This is a genomic window from Reichenbachiella ulvae, assembly GCF_025833875.1.
In the GTDB taxonomy this organism is placed as follows: Bacteria; Bacteroidota; Bacteroidia; order Cytophagales; family Cyclobacteriaceae; genus Reichenbachiella; species Reichenbachiella ulvae.
The window spans coordinates 1,769,476-1,788,225 of record NZ_JAOYOD010000001.1; the positions used below are offsets into that span (position 1 = coordinate 1,769,476).

At 42.2% G+C, this 18,750-nt stretch carries 18 protein-coding genes and 1 tRNA gene; 13 read left to right on the top strand and 6 right to left on the bottom strand.

Annotated elements, in window-relative coordinates; all coding sequences use genetic code 11:
• The first annotated feature begins 181 nt into the window (after positions 1–181).
• On the top strand, positions 182–1,126 hold the full coding sequence (locus N7U62_RS07180) for an FKBP-type peptidyl-prolyl cis-trans isomerase (RefSeq protein WP_264137228.1): 945 nt from the start codon (positions 182–184) through the stop codon (positions 1,124–1,126).
• 168 nt (positions 1,127–1,294) lie between these two features.
• Here the strand turns inward: N7U62_RS07180 and thrS are convergent, their stop codons facing one another.
• From thrS to N7U62_RS07195, 3 genes are all read right to left on the bottom strand, one after another.
• Entirely contained in the window at positions 1,295–3,232 is a 1,938-nt protein-coding gene (gene thrS / locus N7U62_RS07185; protein ID WP_264137229.1) for a threonine--tRNA ligase, read from the bottom strand.
• Between the two features lie 15 nt (positions 3,233–3,247).
• On the bottom strand, positions 3,248–4,243 hold the full coding sequence (locus N7U62_RS07190) for a tetratricopeptide repeat protein (RefSeq protein WP_264137230.1): 996 nt from the start codon (positions 4,241–4,243) through the stop codon (positions 3,248–3,250).
• A 120-nt stretch (positions 4,244–4,363) separates the two neighbouring features.
• Positions 4,364–4,525, bottom strand: a complete 162-nt coding sequence (locus N7U62_RS07195) for a hypothetical protein (RefSeq protein ID WP_264137231.1) — start codon at positions 4,523–4,525, stop codon at positions 4,364–4,366.
• Positions 4,526–4,775: 250 nt separating this feature from the next.
• On the opposite strand from N7U62_RS07195, the gene N7U62_RS07200 reads away from it, so the two are divergent.
• From N7U62_RS07200 to N7U62_RS07220, 5 genes are all read left to right on the top strand, one after another.
• Positions 4,776–5,348 (top strand): SiaB family protein kinase, encoded by a 573-nt coding sequence (locus N7U62_RS07200; RefSeq protein WP_264137232.1) that lies wholly within the window; start codon positions 4,776–4,778, stop codon positions 5,346–5,348.
• Positions 5,349–5,369: 21 nt separating this feature from the next.
• On the top strand, positions 5,370–5,915 hold the full coding sequence (locus tag N7U62_RS07205; RefSeq protein ID WP_264137233.1) for a hypothetical protein: 546 nt from the start codon (positions 5,370–5,372) through the stop codon (positions 5,913–5,915).
• A 30-nt stretch (positions 5,916–5,945) separates the two neighbouring features.
• Positions 5,946–7,847, top strand: coding sequence for a sensor histidine kinase (locus tag N7U62_RS07210; RefSeq protein WP_264137234.1), 1,902 nt, complete (start codon positions 5,946–5,948; stop codon positions 7,845–7,847).
• 16 nt (positions 7,848–7,863) lie between these two features.
• A complete protein-coding gene (locus N7U62_RS07215) occupies positions 7,864–9,159 on the top strand; it encodes a response regulator (protein WP_264137235.1) in 1,296 nt (431 codons plus the stop codon).
• Between the two features lie 76 nt (positions 9,160–9,235).
• Entirely contained in the window at positions 9,236–9,424 is a 189-nt protein-coding gene (locus N7U62_RS07220; protein WP_264137236.1) for a hypothetical protein, read from the top strand.
• 251 nt (positions 9,425–9,675) lie between these two features.
• Here the strand turns inward: N7U62_RS07220 and N7U62_RS07225 are convergent, their stop codons facing one another.
• Positions 9,676–11,475 carry an acyl-CoA dehydrogenase gene (locus N7U62_RS07225; protein WP_264137237.1) on the bottom strand — a complete coding sequence of 600 codons (1,800 nt, stop codon included), beginning with the start codon at positions 11,473–11,475 and terminating at the stop codon, positions 9,676–9,678.
• Positions 11,476–11,766: 291 nt separating this feature from the next.
• Here N7U62_RS07225 and N7U62_RS07230 point away from each other — a divergent pair.
• A tRNA-Asp gene (locus N7U62_RS07230) sits at positions 11,767–11,840 on the top strand.
• A 269-nt stretch (positions 11,841–12,109) separates the two neighbouring features.
• On the opposite strand, the gene N7U62_RS07235 is transcribed toward N7U62_RS07230, so the two are convergent.
• Complete coding sequence (locus N7U62_RS07235) at positions 12,110–12,733, bottom strand: histidine phosphatase family protein (protein ID WP_264137238.1); 624 nt, start codon at positions 12,731–12,733, stop codon at positions 12,110–12,112.
• A 57-nt stretch (positions 12,734–12,790) separates the two neighbouring features.
• Between N7U62_RS07235 and N7U62_RS07240 the strand changes: the two genes are divergently transcribed.
• From N7U62_RS07240 to N7U62_RS07260, 5 genes are read left to right on the top strand one after another with little or no spacing between them, the layout of a single operon-like run.
• Complete coding sequence (locus N7U62_RS07240; protein WP_264137239.1) at positions 12,791–13,213, top strand: hotdog fold thioesterase; 423 nt, start codon at positions 12,791–12,793, stop codon at positions 13,211–13,213.
• Positions 13,210–14,427, top strand: coding sequence for a chorismate-binding protein (locus tag N7U62_RS07245; RefSeq protein WP_264137240.1), 1,218 nt, complete (start codon positions 13,210–13,212; stop codon positions 14,425–14,427). Before N7U62_RS07240 ends, N7U62_RS07245 begins: the two co-directional genes overlap by 4 nt.
• Positions 14,427–16,106, top strand: a complete 1,680-nt coding sequence (gene menD, locus N7U62_RS07250; protein ID WP_264137241.1) for a 2-succinyl-5-enolpyruvyl-6-hydroxy-3-cyclohexene-1-carboxylic-acid synthase — start codon at positions 14,427–14,429, stop codon at positions 16,104–16,106. The genes N7U62_RS07245 and menD overlap by 1 nt, the downstream gene beginning before the upstream one ends.
• A 24-nt stretch (positions 16,107–16,130) precedes the next feature.
• Positions 16,131–16,955 (top strand): 1,4-dihydroxy-2-naphthoyl-CoA synthase, encoded by an 825-nt coding sequence (gene menB, locus N7U62_RS07255; RefSeq protein ID WP_444875410.1) that lies wholly within the window; start codon positions 16,131–16,133, stop codon positions 16,953–16,955.
• Between the two features lie 8 nt (positions 16,956–16,963).
• The gene (locus tag N7U62_RS07260) at positions 16,964–17,512 is read left to right on the top strand and encodes a DUF4136 domain-containing protein (protein WP_264137243.1); all 549 of its coding nucleotides are present in this window, start codon (positions 16,964–16,966) and stop codon (positions 17,510–17,512) included.
• 11 nt (positions 17,513–17,523) lie between these two features.
• Here N7U62_RS07260 and N7U62_RS07265 read toward each other — a convergent pair whose 3' ends face one another.
• Positions 17,524–18,099 (bottom strand): NAD(P)H-dependent oxidoreductase, encoded by a 576-nt coding sequence (locus tag N7U62_RS07265; RefSeq protein WP_264137245.1) that lies wholly within the window; start codon positions 18,097–18,099, stop codon positions 17,524–17,526.
• 77 nt (positions 18,100–18,176) lie between these two features.
• On the opposite strand from N7U62_RS07265, the gene N7U62_RS07270 reads away from it, so the two are divergent.
• Positions 18,177–18,737: a TetR/AcrR family transcriptional regulator gene (locus N7U62_RS07270; RefSeq protein ID WP_264137246.1), complete on the top strand. Its 561-nt coding sequence runs from the start codon at positions 18,177–18,179 to the stop codon at positions 18,735–18,737.
• The last annotated feature ends 13 nt before the right edge of the window (positions 18,738–18,750 follow it).

An 18,750-nucleotide genomic window follows, 5' to 3' on the forward strand; every position in this document is an offset into this window, starting at 1 on the left:
GACAAGAAGACCAGAGGACAAGAAGACATGAAGACCAGAAGACATGAAGACCAGAAGACCAGAAGACCAGAAGACCAGAAGACCAGAAGACCAATCGACAAGAAGACAATACTTTTTCCAACCGATTGACTACATCCTGTGTCTTAGGAGCAGACAAAAATTATTTTAATCCATACTAAATATGAAAATGCTTAATAGACTGAAAAATGTAGGGATGATGGCGGCACTTGCCATCGTGGGATTTGCTTGTTTGGAAGAATCGGAAATTGAAAAGCAACAAAAGGCAAATGAAAAGGCAATTCTGAATTATCTAGAAACAAACAACATCCAGGCAGAGCAGTCCAGTTATGGTCTGTACTACGAAAAGCTCACCAGCAACAGTGCCGGCGCGGAACCCGCCGCAGGTCAGGTGATCTCTGTCAAATATGAGATTAAAACGCTAGGCGGCCAACTACTAGAATCGGTGACTGACACCACTGTGGACATCAAAGTAAACTGGAGCAGCGTGCTACCCGTAGGTATCAACTACGGCATTGACGTACTCCGAGAGGGTGAAAAGGGACGTTTCTATCTACCTGCACATGTGGCCTATGACTCTTACTCACCGGACGACAATTCCTTCGGTCCTTACACCAATTTCATCGTTGACTTAGAGCTGGTGGATATCAAAACGGAGGACGATCTGTTCGAGACCGAAATAGATCTGATAGAGGCCTACATCGGAGAAAACAACCTGACTGAGGTCCAGTCAAAAGCAAATGGGCTATACCACAAAACGCTGGAAGCAGGAGATGGCGAAGAACCTCTAAGCTACAATTATGTGACTTTGCATTTCAAGCGTAGCTATCTGGACGGAACAGTTATCGCTGAAACGGAAGCGAGTAAACCGCTGACGGTTAGGCTGAACGAAAATGCTTTGGTAGAAGGCTTTTATCAAGGCGTACTAGAAATGAAGGAAGGAGAAAAAGCCCTTTTGATCATGCCTTCCGAGCTGGCATTTGGAGGCAGTGTGCAAGTCATGCCTAGTTCGTTGAGAGAAGAGCTTTTCGAAAACGGATTCATCACCACCAATGTCCGCCCTTACTCTCCTGTGATGTATGAGGTGGAGCTGCTGGAAGTGAAGTAGAAGTTTAGTGCACAAAAAAAGCTGTCTCAAAAGTATTCCTTTGTCATGTTGAGCCAAGTCGAAACATCATTTCACCTTTCAAAGGTACATTTCGACAAGCTCAATGTGACAAAATTCTATTTCTAGAACCTTTTGAGACAGCCTTAAATTTTATTATCTCTGAGCAGCTTAGATCTTTGCTGCTTCTTTGAACAAATCAATGAATTCCTGATGAGAGAAACTTCCCAGGTCTCCTTCTCCATGTCTACGAGCAGAAACCTTGGACTCATCTCTTTCCTTCTCTCCTACGATCAGCATATAAGGAATCTTCTTGGTCTCAGCATCACGAATTTTACGTCCGATCTTCTCATCTCGGTGATCGATGAATCCTCTGATGTCGTTCTCCTCCATCTGAGCATAGACCTCTTCGGCATAGGCTGCATACTTTTCAGAGATCGGCAACACAGCGATTTGATCTGGTGTCAACCATAGTGGGTATTTACCGGTACAGTGCTCAGTCAATACTGCCACGAATCTCTCCAAAGAACCGAATGGTGCTCTGTGCAGCATCACAGGTCTGTACTTTTGGTTGTCAGATCCGGTATACTCCAGTTCGAATCGCTCAGGCAGGTTGTAATCCACCTGGATCGTTCCCAACTGCCAGCTTCTCTTCAGCGCATCCTTCACCATAAAGTCTAACTTAGGACCATAGAATGCTGCTTCACCATATTCAGTCACTGTATTCAAACCCTTTTCAGCAGCTGCTTCCTGGATTGCCTTTTCAGCCTTCTCCCAGTTTTCGTCAGAGCCGATGTATTTCTCTCTATTCTCCGGATCACGCAAAGAAATCTGCGCCGTATAGTCATCAAAGCCCAAAGCCTTGAAAACATACAATACCAGGTCGATCACCTTCAAGAACTCCTCCTTCACCTGATCTGGCGTACAGAAGATGTGCGCATCATCCTGAGTAAATCCTCTTACTCGCGTCAAACCGTGCAACTCTCCGCTCTGCTCGTATCGATACACAGTACCGAACTCAGCCAGACGCACTGGCAGATCTTTGTAAGACCTTGGTTTGGCCTTGTAGATCTCACAGTGATGAGGACAGTTCATCGGTTTTAGGAAGAACTCCTCTCCTTCGTTAGGCGTATGAATCGGCTGGAAAGAATCCTCGCCATATTTTTCATAGTGACCAGAAGTCACGTACAATTCCTTGTTTCCAATATGTGGTGTCACCACAGGATCATATCCGGCTTTCACCTGTGCTTTCTTCAGGAAGTTCTCCAATCTTTCGCGAAGCATCGCTCCCTTAGGCAACCAAAGTGGCAAGCCCTGTCCTACTTTCTGAGAGAAAGTAAACAGCTCCAGTTCCTTACCTAGTTTTCTGTGGTCACGCTTCTTGGCTTCTTCCAATAGCTCGAGATGTTCCTTCAGCTCTTTCTGCTTAGGGAATGTCACTGCATAGAGACGAGTCAATTGCTTGTTTTTCTCATCCCCTCTCCAGTAGGCACCTGCTACGTTTAATATTTTCACCGCTTTGATAAAACCGGTGTTTGGTATGTGTGGCCCTCTACATAGATCGGTAAATCCTCCCTGAGTATAGAAAGTAATCTCTCCATCCTCCAGGCCATCGATCAACTCTAATTTGTACTCATCACCCTTCTCTTCGAAATAGGCAATGGCGTCAGACTTGCTCACCTCCTTGCGGACATATTCATTCTTCTCACGCGCCAATTCGAGCATTTTATCTTCCAAAACCTTCAGGTTTTCAGAATCAAAATCCTGGTCACCAAAATCTATATCATAGTAGAATCCCCCTTCGATAGCCGGTCCGATTCCTAGTTTAATCCCTGGATAGAGTGCTTCTAGCGCCTCTGCCATCAGGTGAGCAGAAGAGTGCCAAAAAGTAGCCTTCCCTTCATCCTGCTGCCAGGTCAAAAGCTTGATGGTCGCATCCGTGGTTATCGGGCGGGTGGCGTCCCACACCTGTCCATTCACTTCAGCTGCCAGTACGTTTCTCGCAAGGCCTTCGCTGATGCTCAATGCTACATCTAAACCAGAAGAGCCTTTTTCAAGCTCTTTGACACTGCCATCGGGCAGAGTGATTTTAATCATGTTGTCACTCATCAATCCTATTTTTACTTATTGTTTCGGAGCGGCAAAGTCAAACGTAGGTATGGCTGCCTTCTTCTCCTTAATTTGGCGCAAATATGCAATTTTTCCATTTACTTTTCTCTGTCCTTCCAAGGCTTCTTCATTCAAAGAATCAAGAGAGAGTACTATGTCGTAATACTGAAGAGAGCTGGTATAATATCCCCTTTGGTCAAACACCTCTCCTTTCATCAGTAAGGCATCAAGGTGAGTAGAATCCGTTTCCAGAATTTTAGTCGCACACCACAAAGCAGAATCGTATTGCAGAGCAGTCAGGTAATAGCTTGCCAACTCCTCTCCAGCCTGCACTTTTCCCTTTTCAAACATCTGCATTAGTATTTGGTTGGCCTCTTCATTGGCCCCTTGCTCACGAAGTATTTTAACCTTGACCGAATTCACTTCATTCTTTCCTTCACCAAAGCCTTCCGTTCGATCCAGCCATCGTATCGCCTCATCTATCTGCTTGTTAGCCGCATGGATCGTGGCAGCTTTTATGGCCGTGTTGTAATCCGAATGATCCAACTCCCAGGCCTTCTGGTAATACTCCAGAGCTGACAAACTATCCCCCATATTCAGATAAATATCTGCCTTATCTGCATAGAACACAGGATTTGTACGATGGACCAAAATGGCGTTATTGATTTGATCTATCGCCAACTCATATTCTTCCAGCTCCCGATAAATCTTCGCCTTCAACTCGTAGATATCCAAAGACTCATTGGAGGAAGCATCGAGTTGGTTCAGAAGTGACATGGCCTGCATGTAAGACTGTTCTGAAAAGTAATACTCTGCCAACAGCACATTGACCAATGGATCCTGAAATTGGGAAGAGAAAATCTTATTGGCCTCTGCATATCCAAAACCCTCCCAGGCTTTTTCCTTCTCCTGCTTCAGGTATTGAATCACGAATTCGTCCTGCAAGACCTCATTGACATCAAGGGTAAGTCCAGATATTTCGATTTGGCGCTGAGCTACCAAACCATGCATTTCATTTTGGCCATACCTATGAACACAGCTACACAAAAAAGTGCAAATCAAGAACAAACAAGTCCGGATGAAATGGCTTTCTCTCATCCTGCAAAACTAATCACTTTGACAGATCTAATTTTAATTATCCCCCAGTCTCTTTTCAACTAATAATATAGCGCCAAAACTATCCATTTGCTGACCGATACAGTTAGGTAATTCCCCTAGTGAATTAGGGGAACTCTTATTTAAAGCCAATAAAAAAAGGCAATGTTTGGATGTTAAAGCTATTCTTGCTAACATTCACAATTGATTTAATGTGAAAAGTATTCATCGAGAAAAAGAGACTTCACTTATCCCGATTTTGATAGGTTTACGCAAACCAAACCACCTTAAGTAAAGCCTATCAAAAAAACCTCTTTAATTTTCTTTGAATAGTGCAAACAATAGATGTATTTTGAAGCATGTGTTGAATTCATAGCTTTTAACTTAATTGTACATCTAAGTTGATAAGCATGAGCAGGATTGTTAGATCAATCAATTTTTGATATAAATGGACTTATTAAAAAAATATAAAAACATTTACGACACCAACATCTTACTGATGTATAAAGGTGAAGTAACTTTTGATTTGGTCACCTCCATTATCGAAACCCTGGATGGTAGAATTGGTGAAATCGAAAGTGATAGATTGATCAAGAAGAAGTTTTACGGAGCAGCTACTGAGTGTATTCAGAACTTATATCACCACATGGATGAAGTGTCTGACGAAAACATTGACACTTATGATTCCAAAGCAGGCCTACTCATGGTGACTGCCAGAAAGAAATTTTTCAATATCATGACGGGAAACTTTATACCTAATGACAAAATTAACGGTATAAAGGCCAAGATTGACAACATCAACACATTGGAAAAAGAAGAGCTTAAAAAGCTCTACAAAGAGATACTATATAATGAAGAGTTTTCTGACAAAGGGACCGCAGGTTTAGGTTTTGTAGAAATTGCCAGAAAAACAGGGCAGAAACTGTCCTATGAATTTCATAAAGTGAATGACGAGTATTCCTATTTCACTTTGCAAATAAGAGTTTCGAGATTAAAGAAAGAAGAACTGGCTGAAGCATAATCGCTTACGAAGAAGAAGAACATGAAAGAACTTTACCACGAGGAGCAGAAGATTTTGTCGGACTATGTCGGCAAGGTAAAGCAGAAGGATTTGAGTATGGACGATGCGGTAAACATTGCGGTTCATTACAAGGATCTGTTGGATCAAAGTAAAGTTATCACCCGAATCAGTGATAGACTACAGAAGAAATTAGACCATGCCAACCAAAAAATTAAAACTCAAAATGTAGAAATCCAGAAGAAGAATACAGAACTGGAAGAAACAATTGACCAACTAGACAAAATGACGGTTGGTAAAAAGGCCTCAAGAATCATGTTTGTGATAGCAATTGTCCTTTTCATATCAGAAGAGCAATTTCTAGCCCCTGTCATCAACGATATGATAGATATCGAATATGTAGGATTGGTCATTTTACTTGTGATCGCGATGTTTTTGAAGTTCTTTGAAGGTATGCTCGAGAGTTATTTCTTGAAACAGACCAAAAAGAAAATTCTTAATAAAAAAAACTCCGAATCTAGCGATGGAAAAATGAGTAGCAATAGTTTTTCTTACGTCGAAGGAAAATAACTAAACGATATCACCTGAAACCAAAACAAAATGAAAAAGGACAATCTGATACGTTCTTATGTATTGACCTTAATACTGATAATTATCGGGTTATTCGTTGGTCAATTCTTTGTTCAGAATACGATCCGAGTAAATAAAAATGACGCCAGACTCGTAAAACTCGCGCAAAGACAAGCCACCCTGAGTGAGGACTTAGCCAAAAACGCCACGCTGATCACTACCGATCGAATCATGAACAGCGAGCGCAACTTCAGCATTATCCAAAAACGTTTGGTTTCTTCACTCGAAGAGTTTGTCAAAATCCAAAAAGGCCTGAAAGAAGGCGATCCCGAATTAGGATTGAACAAGGTTGAAAACTCTTATGAGGTTATTAGTCTTCTCGAAAATTCAGATTTGTATTTTGAAGAAATTAGAGATGCAACCAAAGAAATCATAAACGTAAGTTATAACGACGATCTGGAGACCAAAAAACAGATCATTGATCGTGCATTTATCAATATACGTGACCAGCAAGCAGACTATACCCAGCTGGCCAATGATATAGCAGACATGTACGAAGAGGAAGCCAGTATCAACAAAGGAGGTTCATCCACTATGGGCTTCATCATCATGGCTATTATTATAGGTATCATACTTGTGCAGGCATCCTTTATTTTCAGACCGGCAATTAACCTGGCCTACAAGAACTTCTTGACTGCAAATGAGGCATTCGTTAGACTTCAGAAATCTGAGGAGCAAATTAGAAAGAGTGCTGAAAAGCAATTGGAAGCCAACGAGAAGCTGATTCTTTCGCAACGTGCCCTTGAGCAGCGTAACAAAAAATTAAAACTGTCAGAGCAGGAAATCCTGAAGAGTTCGAGAAAACAAATAGAGGTCAACGAAAAATTGATCAAAGTACAGGACGAACTTAGAAAAGCCTACGATCGAGTAAAATACTCAGAAGAGCGCATGCGTAATATTGCTGAGGAGCAGTTAGAAGCAACAGAGAAACTGATGATCACGGAGAATCAGTTGAAAATGGCACTTGAACACGAAAAAGACAGTAAGCAAGAGCTCAAAAACACGCTGGACAACTTGAAGAGTACCCAATCTCAGCTGGTTCAGTCAGAAAAAATGGCGTCTTTGGGTCAGTTGACGGCAGGTATTGCCCACGAGATCAATAACCCTATCAACTTCGTTTACAATGGTATTGACACTTTGAAGGTATCGCTTGATGATCTGATGATCATTGTAAACAAATATGAAGAACTAGAAACCAGCGAAGACTACAAAGCGACTCTCGAAGAACTGAAAGAGCTTAAAGAGGAGTTCTCTTATGACGATCTTCTGGAAGATCTCAAAGAACTGGTAGCGGATATTAAGAAAGGAGCAGTTAGAACCATCGAGATTGTAAAAGGTCTAAGGGTATTCTCTAGACTAGATGAAGAGGAGATGAAGCCAGCATTGATTAACGATGCATTGGATGCCACCCTTACTCTCCTACGTAACAAAACGAAAAACCGCATCGAACTCAAAAAATACTATGATGAGGATCTGGATGAAATCAACTGCTACCCAGGTCAGCTCAATCAAGTATTCATGAACATCTTGAGTAATGCAATTCAGGCCATTCCTGAAGAAAGAAAAGATGGAGAAATACAGCTGTATACTGAAAATCAGGATCAGCACATCATGATCAAAATTAAAGACAATGGCTCTGGTATGTCAGAGCAAGTCAAAAGAAGAATATTTGAACCTTTCTTTACAACCAAACCTGTAGGAATTGGGACAGGTCTGGGAATGTCTATTACCTTTGGTATTATTGAAAAACATGGAGGTAATATCTATGTAAATAGTGAAGAAGGGAAAGGTACTGAGTTTTCTATCCTACTGCCAAAACACCTGGCAGAGAAGAAGGGTCAGGAGAAAGTTTCTCAATCTCAAAATGCCTAATTGATTAGAAATTATAATGGAGCAAAACGATTTAGTAGTAGAGCAAGAGCAAGCGCCAAAGCCCCCAAAATCAAGAGATAAGTACACGATACTTTATGTTGATGATGAGGAAAGCAACCTGAGAATCTTTAGGATGGCATTCAAGCGTGAGTACAATGTACTTACAGCTCTAGGTGGTAATGAAGCCATCCAAATGCTAAGGGAGAATGATATACAGTGTTTGATCACTGACCAGAAAATGCCAGAAATGACAGGTACGGAACTTCTCGAAAGAGTGCTTCCTGAATTCCCTGATGTCATTAGGATGATTCTTACCGGTTTTGCAGACATAGAAGCGATCGTAAAGGCCGTCAACAAATGCGGCATCTATAAGTATATCACCAAACCCTGGGATAAGGGCGAGATGAAATTAACGATTGACAAAGCGCTTGAAGCCTATGAGCTAAAAAGTGACAAGATCAATCTAATTAGAGAACTAGAAAAGGCTAACGAAAGCCTGGAAGAAAAGGTAGAACAACGTACCAAGGAACTAGCAGAAGTGAACAAAAGACTCATGGATAGTATCAAATACGCCATGACGATTCAAAATGCCATGCTAGTGTCTCCAGAACTGATCAAAGAGGCCATTTCAGATTTCTTCTTGATCTTTAGACCACTAGACATTGTAAGTGGTGACTTCTATTGGATTGCCGAAGTAGAGGATGAAGATGGAAATGCCTTAACCTGTATTGCTTGTGTAGATTGTACTGGCCATGGTGTAGCAGGAGCCCTGATGAGTATGATCGGTGAGTCCCTGCTCAACCAAATTGTTCACGAACATGAAATCACTGACGTTGACGAAATTTTAGTGAATCTCAATATTGGTATCATTGAAATCCTGAATCAAGAAGAGAATGAAAACCACCATGGAATGGATGCTAGTATTCTCGTAATTGATAGAGCTAAGTCTAAAGTGTATTTTTCAGGTGCCAAACAGAACTTACTCTATTCTAAAGAGGGTAAAATAGAGACCGTCAAAGGAGATAGATTCTCTATTGGTGGAATGACCGACCAGGAAAGAAAACATACAAAACATGAAGTAGACTTCATCGAAGGAGAAACAAGCTTCTATATGTTTTCAGATGGTTTCCCAGATCAATTTGGTGGACCAAACAACAAGAAATTCAGCGCAGCACGTTTGACGAAATGCCTGGAAGAAAACATGGACAAACCCATGGACGAACAAAAATCTATTATTGAGAAGACTCTGGATGATTGGATCGGTAATGAAAAACAAACTGATGATATCATGATCATGGGAATTCAAATATAAGGAATCAGCTAAGGAGGAGTGTATGAAGATAAAGGTGATAACATTAAAGAATTGGTGCAATAAAAACATTACACCATTGGCGTGGCAAAGGATCATCATCAAGGTCCTGCCCGAATTAAGAGAAAAGGGATTCGAACTGGAAGAGCTCGAAGAACCATCTCCAGAACGTGCATTCAAGGAAGAAGAGTTCAAACTCTTTTCGGACGCATTAAATAGTCTCTACAATATTAGCTTTCCAAAAGAAGTTTTGGATAAGATACAGTAGTGCTAATTTCAACTTAGAAAATTAGCTTCACCTTGAAGCTTTTTTTATGCCTATGAGAATCAAAAAACATATCATACTCCTCCTATCTACGCTTCTCATACTAGGACTTCCATCCTGCGGCCCTAAGTTATTCTCCAACAGAGTAGTTGTAGTCAAGCCTAAAAACAGGGTTTTCTCGAGATATAACCACCAAAAACACTCTAAAAGAAAAAGGACAAAGAAAGTTAGAATGAGAACCTATTAAGTTCTCATTACATAAAATGCTTTTTATCCATTTCGATCAACAACGTATCTGAACTATTCAATCTGGTAACAATCGCTTCAGCTTTGGGAAGTTCGTATTCAAAGTAATACCTCATGGTGTAAATTTTACTTTCATAAAATTCATCTCCCCTATTCTCATTAATAGCAATCTGGCATGGTATAGCCTGTAGTAACCATTGCCAACCAATGGCTACAATACCAAACAGCTCTAAATACAACGTGGCATCCATCAAGAATACTTCTTTCTTCTCCTTCATGGCCATGGTAGAAAGCCTCATGGTAACGTTTTGAAGTCTAAACAGAGCATCATTGAGCTTCTCACCATACTTGCTCAATTCTATTATCTCCAGCTTTACTTTTTTGATTGTTTTAGAAACCTCTTCTGTAAAAGCACGAAATGCAATCCCGCCTCCCATGATTATTTTCCTACCAAGTAGGTCTAATCCATGAATGCCAGACGTTCCTTCATGGAGGGTATGTATTCTAATATCTCTAAAATATTGCTCGGCAGGAAAATCCTTGCAATAGCCTGCCCCTCCAAAAATCTGTACGGCATTAGAAGTTGATAAAATCCCGAACTCACTTGGGTAGGTTTTTGCCACTGGGGTCAACAAGTCTAAGGTAAGTCTAAAAATTTCTCTCACCTCAATTTTATCCGCAGTGGCTCGATCTGAAAAGTAGGAACAGTTCATCAATAGGGACAAAGACCCCTCCATGATAGCTCGTTGCTGCAGCAACATCCTTTTCACATCCGAATGCTCTATAATCGGCACCTGTGGGCTATCAGGATCTTTTTCATCAGGCAATTGGCCTTGCACTCTTTCTTGGGCATATTCGAGCGAAGCGTAGTAGGCTGAGGATGCTATTGAGGCAGCACTTAACCCAACACCTATTCTGGCTTCATTCATCATCTGAAACATGTGAGAGAGCCCTTTATTTTCCTCCCCTAGAAGGTAACCATAACACTTATCCTTATCCCCAAAGGATAAGTGAACAATTGGTGCCCCTTTATACCCCATCTTGTGAAACATACCCACTGTGTTCACATCATTCATCACGATTTGATCTTCCTCATTTGTCATTTTTTGAGGAACAATAAAAAGTGAAAGACCTTTGGTTCCGGCTGGTGCTCCTTCAATTCGGGCTAATACCAAATGAATAATATTCCCTACCCCATCATGGTCTCCAGCAGAAATAAATATTTTTTGTCCTTTGATTCGAAACAACTCTCGATCCTCATCTATTGGTGTTGCTGAGGTTTTAATACCTGCTAGAGAACTGCCACTTTCGGGCTCTGTCATGACCATAGTACCCTGCCATGCACCACTGTATAGCTTTGGGATAAAAGTATGCTTTAGATAGTCAGAACCATATGTCTCAATTAACCGTGCAGCCCCTGTCGATAATTGAGGATAAACACTGGCCGAAAAATTAGCGGCACCAAAAATAAAATTGGCAGATGAAGCGACCATACTAGGTATATTCAGCCCTCCAAACTCCTCATCCGCTTGTGCACCAATCCATCCTCCTTCACCAAATCGCTTCATGAGCTCCTTGATCTTTGGGTGGACATGTACTCGTCCATTCTTGAACTCTGGCTCCTGAGTATCCATTTCTCTATAAGATGGGTATAGATGAGTCTTAGCCAACTGGTCTGCAGCATCTAGCATCAATCTTATACTATTGAGGTCATGTTTCTTGAATTTGTCAAGTTTCAACACACCTTCTATATCAAAAACTTCAGTTAGTAAAAACTCTAAATTTCTACGGGAATAGAATTCTGCCATCCTATGAAATATTTTATCTGGTAATTGGATTTGAAGATAACAAAATGGCAACTAATACATCTCTTATCACAGGTATTATCTGAGAAGAAATTATGTTTTGAATATTTTTTAAAAATTATTTTCAGCCATTTATAAAGTTAAAATTCTCATTATCAACATAGAAGATTTGATCACTCTATAACTCTCAATATTTCCTAAAAAATATTCTTGCCAAGGTGTTGTATAGTAAAATTTTTGCTCCTACTTTTGCATCGCATTTGAGGGAAACAAACACACAAATGCAGACCAAAAGGAGCGGTAGTTCAGCTGGTTAGAATGCCTGCCTGTCACGCAGGAGGTCGCGGGTTCGAGTCCCGTCCGTTCCGCAAAAAGCTTGTTAGAGACTCTAACAAGCTTTTTTGTTTTTAAATCCTTTCTTGTAAAAACAGAATCATTCTAATCATGGATTTTTAAATAAACGGTAAATCAGAAAGGCTATAAAAACCAAAACCCGGCTTCACCGGGTTTTGGGCTGAGTAGGCGCTGATGTCCTATGCTCTACCATTTCAATCGGGCCGTGCCGATCACTTGATTAAAAGTACTTAATTCCGTAAATATTACCTCATTTCGTACCCTGATTTTTTCATGATCTATATCATAAAAGTTGCATCAGATGCTCTGTATCGGCATGTTTAACGATTTCGAATTCATCTGCTTCATATTTCAGTTGATACAAACACAGGTTTTCATGCTCAAATTGTTCTGATTGATTCAGCGGTAGTCCCATCAGCCAGCAAATCATAAATCTCATGGCTCGTCCGTGGGTGGCGATTAATACATTTTCCTCATTTTCCTTCGAGAGCACATAGTCCATGGCTTCCTTTTGTCTGGCCTGCAATTGCAACGGCGTATCTCCACCGCCAACTGCATAGTCATAATTACCCTTTGCCCATTCTTCGAGTCCCTTCAGATACAGCGCATGGCGTTTTTCATCGTAGGGCAAACCTTCATGATCGCCCCAGCTGATTTCGTCAAATCCTGACAATGACTCATAGGGCAATCCAGCATCGATAAAGCCCTGAACGGATTGCTTCGTACGTTTGAGAGATGAGGTATAGACTTTATCGAAAGGCACATCCTGATAAGCCTCAAAAAAAGCCTCTGCCTGTTTTCTTCCCAATTCATTCAAGTCCGAATCCACTCCTCTACCCTGCACTCTTTTTTGCTTATTGAAATCCGTCTGACCATGACGGATGATATAGATATTTTTGCTTTTCAATGGAAATGTCTTTTTGTTTGTGACCGCACGAAATTAAGAGGAAAAACCAAGTTTTATATGTTCAAAGAGATCTTTACGCTGGAAGTGATCAATAACTTGTCGAAAAACACTTTAGTTGAACATATAGACATTCAATTCACCGAAATCGGGGACGACTACCTCAAAGGCACCATGCCCGTGGACAAACGTACCCATCAGCCTTTGGGACTGTTACATGGAGGGGCATCCGTGGCACTAGCGGAGACTCTGGGCAGTGTAGCAGCCACCATGACATTGAATCCTGAGGAGCAATATTGCGTAGGATTAGATATCAATGCCAACCACATCAAAAGTGCCAGAGAAGGCACAGTAGAAGGCACCGCTCGTCCCCTGCATGTAGGTAAGAAAACGCAGGTGTGGGAGATCAAAATCACCAATGAACAGAAGGAGTTGGTTTGTGTAAGTAGAATAACATTGGCAGTTTTAGACAGAAAAAAATGAATAAGGAGTTAGAGAAGATCAATCAAACTCTGGAGGGCAAAAGCTTCGAAGAAAAATTAAAAGCCTTCTTCCATACCGCAGTAGCAATCAACACCCCTGTGGCCATATGGAGAAAACCTCAAGAAGAAAAAATACAAGCCACCTGTCAGGTAACCGAGGGACTGGATTTTGTAGAAGAAATTGAAAGCGCCTCTACCGGTTTCCTTTTCAATTGCTTTAAATCCAACCAACAGGGCAATTTCATCCGATCAGAAATCAATTTGGATCAGGAGAGCGAAAACCTGAGTATCAGCCCCAAGCTCGAAAGCTCAGATAGACTGAATCATTTTTTCAATCAGTTCGCTCAGTTTCAAGAGGACCCTACTGAGTTCAATTTTCAGGAGCAATTAAAAGCTGCTCCACATGTATTGGACGACAAGCAGGCCTTTATCCAATTGGTAGAAAAGTGTAAAACACACATAGAAGAAGGATATTACCAGAAAATCGTTCCTTCGAGAAGATCCCGGTATCAGCTACCCAAAGGCTTTCATCCTGTGCATGAGTTGATGAAGCTCTGCAAAAGCTATGAAAATGCTTTCGTTTCATTAGTGTATACTCCTGAGCATGGCCTATGGCTGGGAGCCACCCCAGAACTATTGATTGAGACTGAAAACGATCAATATTTCCGAACCGTATCTCTGGCAGGTACTCAGGGCATCCCTAAGAACTTCAACTTATCACAGGCGGCCTGGACCCAGAAAGAGATCGAAGAGCAGGCGCTCGTCAGTCGCTATATCATCAACTGCTTCAAGCAGATCAGGTTGCGCGAATTCAGTGAGCATGGCCCGAAGACCGTAAAAGCCGGTAACTTGATTCACCTAAAGACGAGCTTTGAGGTGGACATGAAAGCCACCAACTTCCCGGAGTTGGCCACTGTCATGCTCAAGCTCCTCCATCCTACTTCCGCCGTATGCGGTATGCCGATGAAACCAGCCGCACAGTTTCTGGAACAGCACGAAGGCTATGACCGAAGCTTCTTCAGCGGCTACCTGGGTCCAGTCAATGACAAAGGAACCACCTCTGTTTTTGTGAACCTACGTTGTACCCAGATCTTCAAAGATGGCGGGATTATTTTTGCTGGAGCGGGAGTTACAGAAGACAGCATACCAGAGCTGGAGTGGAACGAAACGGAAATCAAATTCAGGACCTTGCTCAACGTCTTCGAAAACATCTGATGAACCTCCAATCCACCTTTGATATACCAGAAATTTGCTTTCAGTTTGGCGTGAAGCATGCAGTGATCTCACCAGGCTCTCGCAATGCTGCCTTAACCATTGCATTTGCCCGCCACCCCCAGATCGAGTGCCTAAGCGTACCTGACGAACGATCAGCGGCTTTCATCGCCTTAGGTTTGTCACTCAAAACACAAGTACCGACCGTCATAGTCTGTACCTCAGGCTCAGCCGGTCTCAATTATGCTCCTGCTGTGGCAGAAGCATTTTTCAATCAAGTACCGCTGTTGATCCTGACGGCAGATCGACCGCCAGAACTCATCGGTAAGAGAGATGGTCAGACCATCTTCCAAAAAGAATTGTACGGTCCTCATGTCAAGGCTTATTTTGACTTCCCCTCCCTGGAGGATGACACTGATCAAGCCCAGGAACTACTAGAAAAGGCCCTGAACACCTGCCTAACGGGCGCAAAAGGCCCTGTTCATCTCAACATCCCTTTTCAGGAGCCTTTTTATCCTGAAAAAGACAAAAGCTATCAGGCCCGAAAAAACATTAGAATCACCAAAGCAGTTCCACCCCAAACACAGGTCAAGCCTGAACAAATTCAGGAAATGGATAAATATCCACGAGTTTTGATCATAGTAGGACAAGGCCATAAGGATTCAGAATTGAATGAGTCTTTGAGCCAACTGTCGAGAGAGAGAAACATACCTGTAGTCGCTGATGTGATATCCAACGCGCAAGAGGTAACAGACTGCATCCAGCATCAAGACCTTTTCCTCATCCAGCGAGACAGCAGGCTCAAACCCGACCTGGTGATTTCTTTTGGCTTATCCGTGATTTCTAAAAACCTAAAGCTTTTCCTAAGAGAACAAAAGGACATAGCACACTGGCACATCACGCCTAATGAAGATGCGGCAGACACCTACGACCACCTGAGTAAAACGCTATCTTGCACAGCCTTGGACTTCCTAAATGCGTGGAACAAAAGTGATTTAAACCCATCTGCAGAGCAAAAAAGCTTCTTTTCAGACTGGCAAAAAGCCAATCAACAAGCCAACGCTTTGCTTGAAGGCATCGACCCCATGGATTGGAATGAAAGCAGCCTTTATGCCCGATTGATGAAAGAGCTCCCTCAAAACACAGATGTGCATCTCGCCAACAGCATGGCCGTGAGATATGCCAATGTGATGGGCATCAAACAAAAAGACATTGAAATCTACTGCAACCGAGGCACCAGTGGGATCGACGGGTCAAATAGCACCGCTGTAGGAACCGCCCTTGCATCTAAGCGCAATACCTTGCTTTTCACTGGAGATGTAGCCTTCCTTTATGATCGGAATGCCTTTTGGCACAATCGTGTGCCCGACCAGCTCCGAATCGTCGTATTCAACAACCAGGGGGGCAATATCTTCCGAATGATTCAAGGCCCGTCTGAACAACCCGAGCTCAAGGAGTTCTTCGAAACGGATCAGCGATCGACTGCCCTGCATCTGGCGGAAGAATTCGGTTTCAACTACAGACCTATTGCCAGCATGGAGGAATTAGACGAACATTTGCCCCAATTTTTCTCCTTCGAAGGCCAGAGAAGCATACTGGAAATATTCACTGAGGCAGAAGATAACAAAAAGGCTTACAAACAATTATTTAAAAAAATGAGGGATTTATCCCTATCGAATTAATTTTGACGGACTAAAACTTTCAATATCATGAGTAATTTCAATTGGGAAACCATCAAAGAATATACAGATATCAAATACGAGTTTTTCGAGGGTATCGCTAAAATCACCATCAACCGACCTGAGGTTTACAATGCCTTTCGTCCAGAAACCAACTTCGAAATGTTGGACGCGATGGAAATTGCCAGAGAGCGTGAAGATGTAAGAGTAGTGGTACTGACAGGTATCGGAGACAAAGCATTCTGTTCGGGTGGAGATCAAAACGTAAAGGGCGTTGGGGGTTACATCAGTGAAAATGGTGTACCTAGACTGAACGTATTGGATCTGCACAAAGCCATCCGCTCTCTGCCTAAGCCTGTAGTGGCCATGGTCAATGGATATGCCATCGGGGGCGGTCATGTATTGCACGTGGTTTGTGACTTGACTATTGCCTCTGACAATGCCAAATTCGGTCAGACAGGACCTAAAGTGGGTAGCTTCGATGCAGGATTTGGTTCCTCTTACCTGGCGAGGCACGTAGGCCAAAAGAAAGCAAGAGAGATTTGGTTCCTTTGCAATCAGTACACTGCCAAAGAAGCAGAAGAAATGGGAATGGTTAACACAGTAGTGCCGCTAGACAAACTGGAGGAGACTACTGTAGACTGGTGTCGCACCATGATGAAGAGAAGCCCAATGGCCCTCCGTATGATCAAACGCGGATTGAATGCCGAGTTGGATGGACAAAGAGGACTAATGGAATTTGCCGGAGATGCTACCCTGATGTACTACCTGATGGAAGAAGCACAAGAAGGTAAAAATGCCTTTTTGGAAAAAAGAGATCCAGATTTTGACAAGTATCCAAAATTCCCGTAAAACCTATCATGAGGTTTATAGGATTATGGATCATATTAATCACTTTGGCAAGTACCTGTGGGCCTGCCAAAGTGATTGAATTCGTTAACTCGGACATGGACTTTAGCGATTACAAAAGCTATCGTCTCATCAATTTCAAATCTGAAAACAAGGACTACTCTCAAGAAGGACTCCATCTTTTCGACCAGATCGAAAAGGAGATTGAGCTCAACATGAAGCTTAAAAACTTCACTTCAGACCGCAATAATCCTGATCTGATCGTCCGATATGAATTGATGTCTACCACGACTACTGAGACGCAACGAAACTACAATTACTACTACGATCCTTATTACTACTACACTCCCCCTGCCCAATCCAAAAACTACACTGATGCCATCCTACTGATAGAGTTCAGAGACAAGTCCAGGAAAAAATTGGTATGGCAAGCCAGCCTTGATTTAAGGTTTGGGAAGAAGACTACCGCTGATTTGGCAATCAAACAAGCGGTAGACAGAATATTCGAAACCTACCCATACGAAGCTGGCTCAAACGAAAAAATCGTCAAAGAAAAATAGCCCAGATCCAATCAGGCATCAATCCTTCCCATCTTTTCTGTTTTGCTCAACCAGCGATTCAACTTCTTATCAGAGGCCCCTTTCATAGGACCAAAAAAGGCCGTCTTCACTGGCTTCACACCACAGAACTGTAGCGTTCCTCTCTTCAACTGATGTGTCGCTGGTGCCTTCATGAACCAATCGTAATACCACTTGGGTGAGTCAGCAGTGGTAATAATCCTGCCTGTTTTCCCCTTCAGGAGCTGCTTAGGCAATGGAGACCCCTTTTCAAAACTAAAGGTCACCTGAGGCAAAAACAGCCTATCGATAAACCCCTTCATCTTCGCAGGCAAACTGTACCACCAGACGGGATACACCCAAACCAAATGATCGGCCCATAGGATCTGATCCATGGCTTCTTGGAGATCGGGCTCCCAATCCTGTCGCTCCTTATACCCCTCCTTCAAATTGCTATCGAATTCAAGAGCTGACATCTCTATTTTCCTCACTTCCGTGCCATTGGCACCTTTCATGTAGGCTTCTACCAGGGCATGACAAAAACTGTCCGATTGAGGATTACCATTAATTATTAAGATTTTTCTTTTCATCTTTCTATGTTTTAGGTCGCTTGACCTAACAATTATAGGTCGTTTGACCTATATTTAAAAATCATTGATGATAAAAGATGGGAAAAAGAGAAGAAACGGTACAAAACATACTTCAGACAGCCACTGACATATTGCTAAAAGAGGGTCAGGGGCAGATGAGTATGCGAAGAGTAGCCAAGGAGGCCAACATCACGTTGAGCAATCTGCAGTACTACTTTAAAGACCAAAGCAGTCTGCTGATCGCCATGATAGAAGCTTACTTCAACTGGTGTCTATCGGAGGTCAAAGAAAACCTCAATAAACAACCCGAGAATTTCAAGCAATTTTTGGAGGATATCCTGAATGACCATCTAATCGAAGGAGGCAAAACAGCACAATGTAGCATGTTCAAGGAAATATGGGCGCTCACCACACGCGATCCTCAAATCAACGATGCGGTGCATACTTATTACAAAAAATATTGCCAGGAGGTGATCGCGGTGATTGCAGATCATAGCTCACGACCCGAACAATTGGTCAGTCTAATCCTTCCCTATGTCGAAGGTTATTCCATCATGGGGACTTCCATTCCCTTAAATAAGTCAGAGACCATCCAAATGCTGGTTCAGATCATCATGGGTATAGAAGCCAAAAACTAAGAAATCATTCATC

Coding starts and splice junctions, on each gene's coding strand:
- N7U62_RS07180 (WP_264137228.1), top strand. CDS start 182: ATGAAAATGCTTAATAGACTGAAAAATGTAGGGATGATGGCGGCACTT.
- thrS (WP_264137229.1), bottom strand. CDS start 3,232: ATGAGTGACAACATGATTAAAATCACTCTGCCCGATGGCAGTGTCAAA.
- N7U62_RS07190 (WP_264137230.1), bottom strand. CDS start 4,243: ATGCATGGTTTGGTAGCTCAGCGCCAAATCGAAATATCTGGACTTACC.
- N7U62_RS07195 (WP_264137231.1), bottom strand. CDS start 4,525: ATGTTAGCAAGAATAGCTTTAACATCCAAACATTGCCTTTTTTTATTG.
- N7U62_RS07200 (WP_264137232.1), top strand. CDS start 4,776: ATGGACTTATTAAAAAAATATAAAAACATTTACGACACCAACATCTTA.
- N7U62_RS07205 (WP_264137233.1), top strand. CDS start 5,370: ATGAAAGAACTTTACCACGAGGAGCAGAAGATTTTGTCGGACTATGTC.
- N7U62_RS07210 (WP_264137234.1), top strand. CDS start 5,946: ATGAAAAAGGACAATCTGATACGTTCTTATGTATTGACCTTAATACTG.
- N7U62_RS07215 (WP_264137235.1), top strand. CDS start 7,864: ATGGAGCAAAACGATTTAGTAGTAGAGCAAGAGCAAGCGCCAAAGCCC.
- N7U62_RS07225 (WP_264137237.1), bottom strand. CDS start 11,475: ATGGCAGAATTCTATTCCCGTAGAAATTTAGAGTTTTTACTAACTGAA.
- N7U62_RS07240 (WP_264137239.1), top strand. CDS start 12,791: ATGTTCAAAGAGATCTTTACGCTGGAAGTGATCAATAACTTGTCGAAA.
- N7U62_RS07245 (WP_264137240.1), top strand. CDS start 13,210: ATGAATAAGGAGTTAGAGAAGATCAATCAAACTCTGGAGGGCAAAAGC.
- menD (WP_264137241.1), top strand. CDS start 14,427: ATGAACCTCCAATCCACCTTTGATATACCAGAAATTTGCTTTCAGTTT.
- N7U62_RS07260 (WP_264137243.1), top strand. CDS start 16,964: ATGAGGTTTATAGGATTATGGATCATATTAATCACTTTGGCAAGTACC.
- N7U62_RS07265 (WP_264137245.1), bottom strand. CDS start 18,099: ATGAAAAGAAAAATCTTAATAATTAATGGTAATCCTCAATCGGACAGT.
- N7U62_RS07270 (WP_264137246.1), top strand. CDS start 18,177: ATGGGAAAAAGAGAAGAAACGGTACAAAACATACTTCAGACAGCCACT.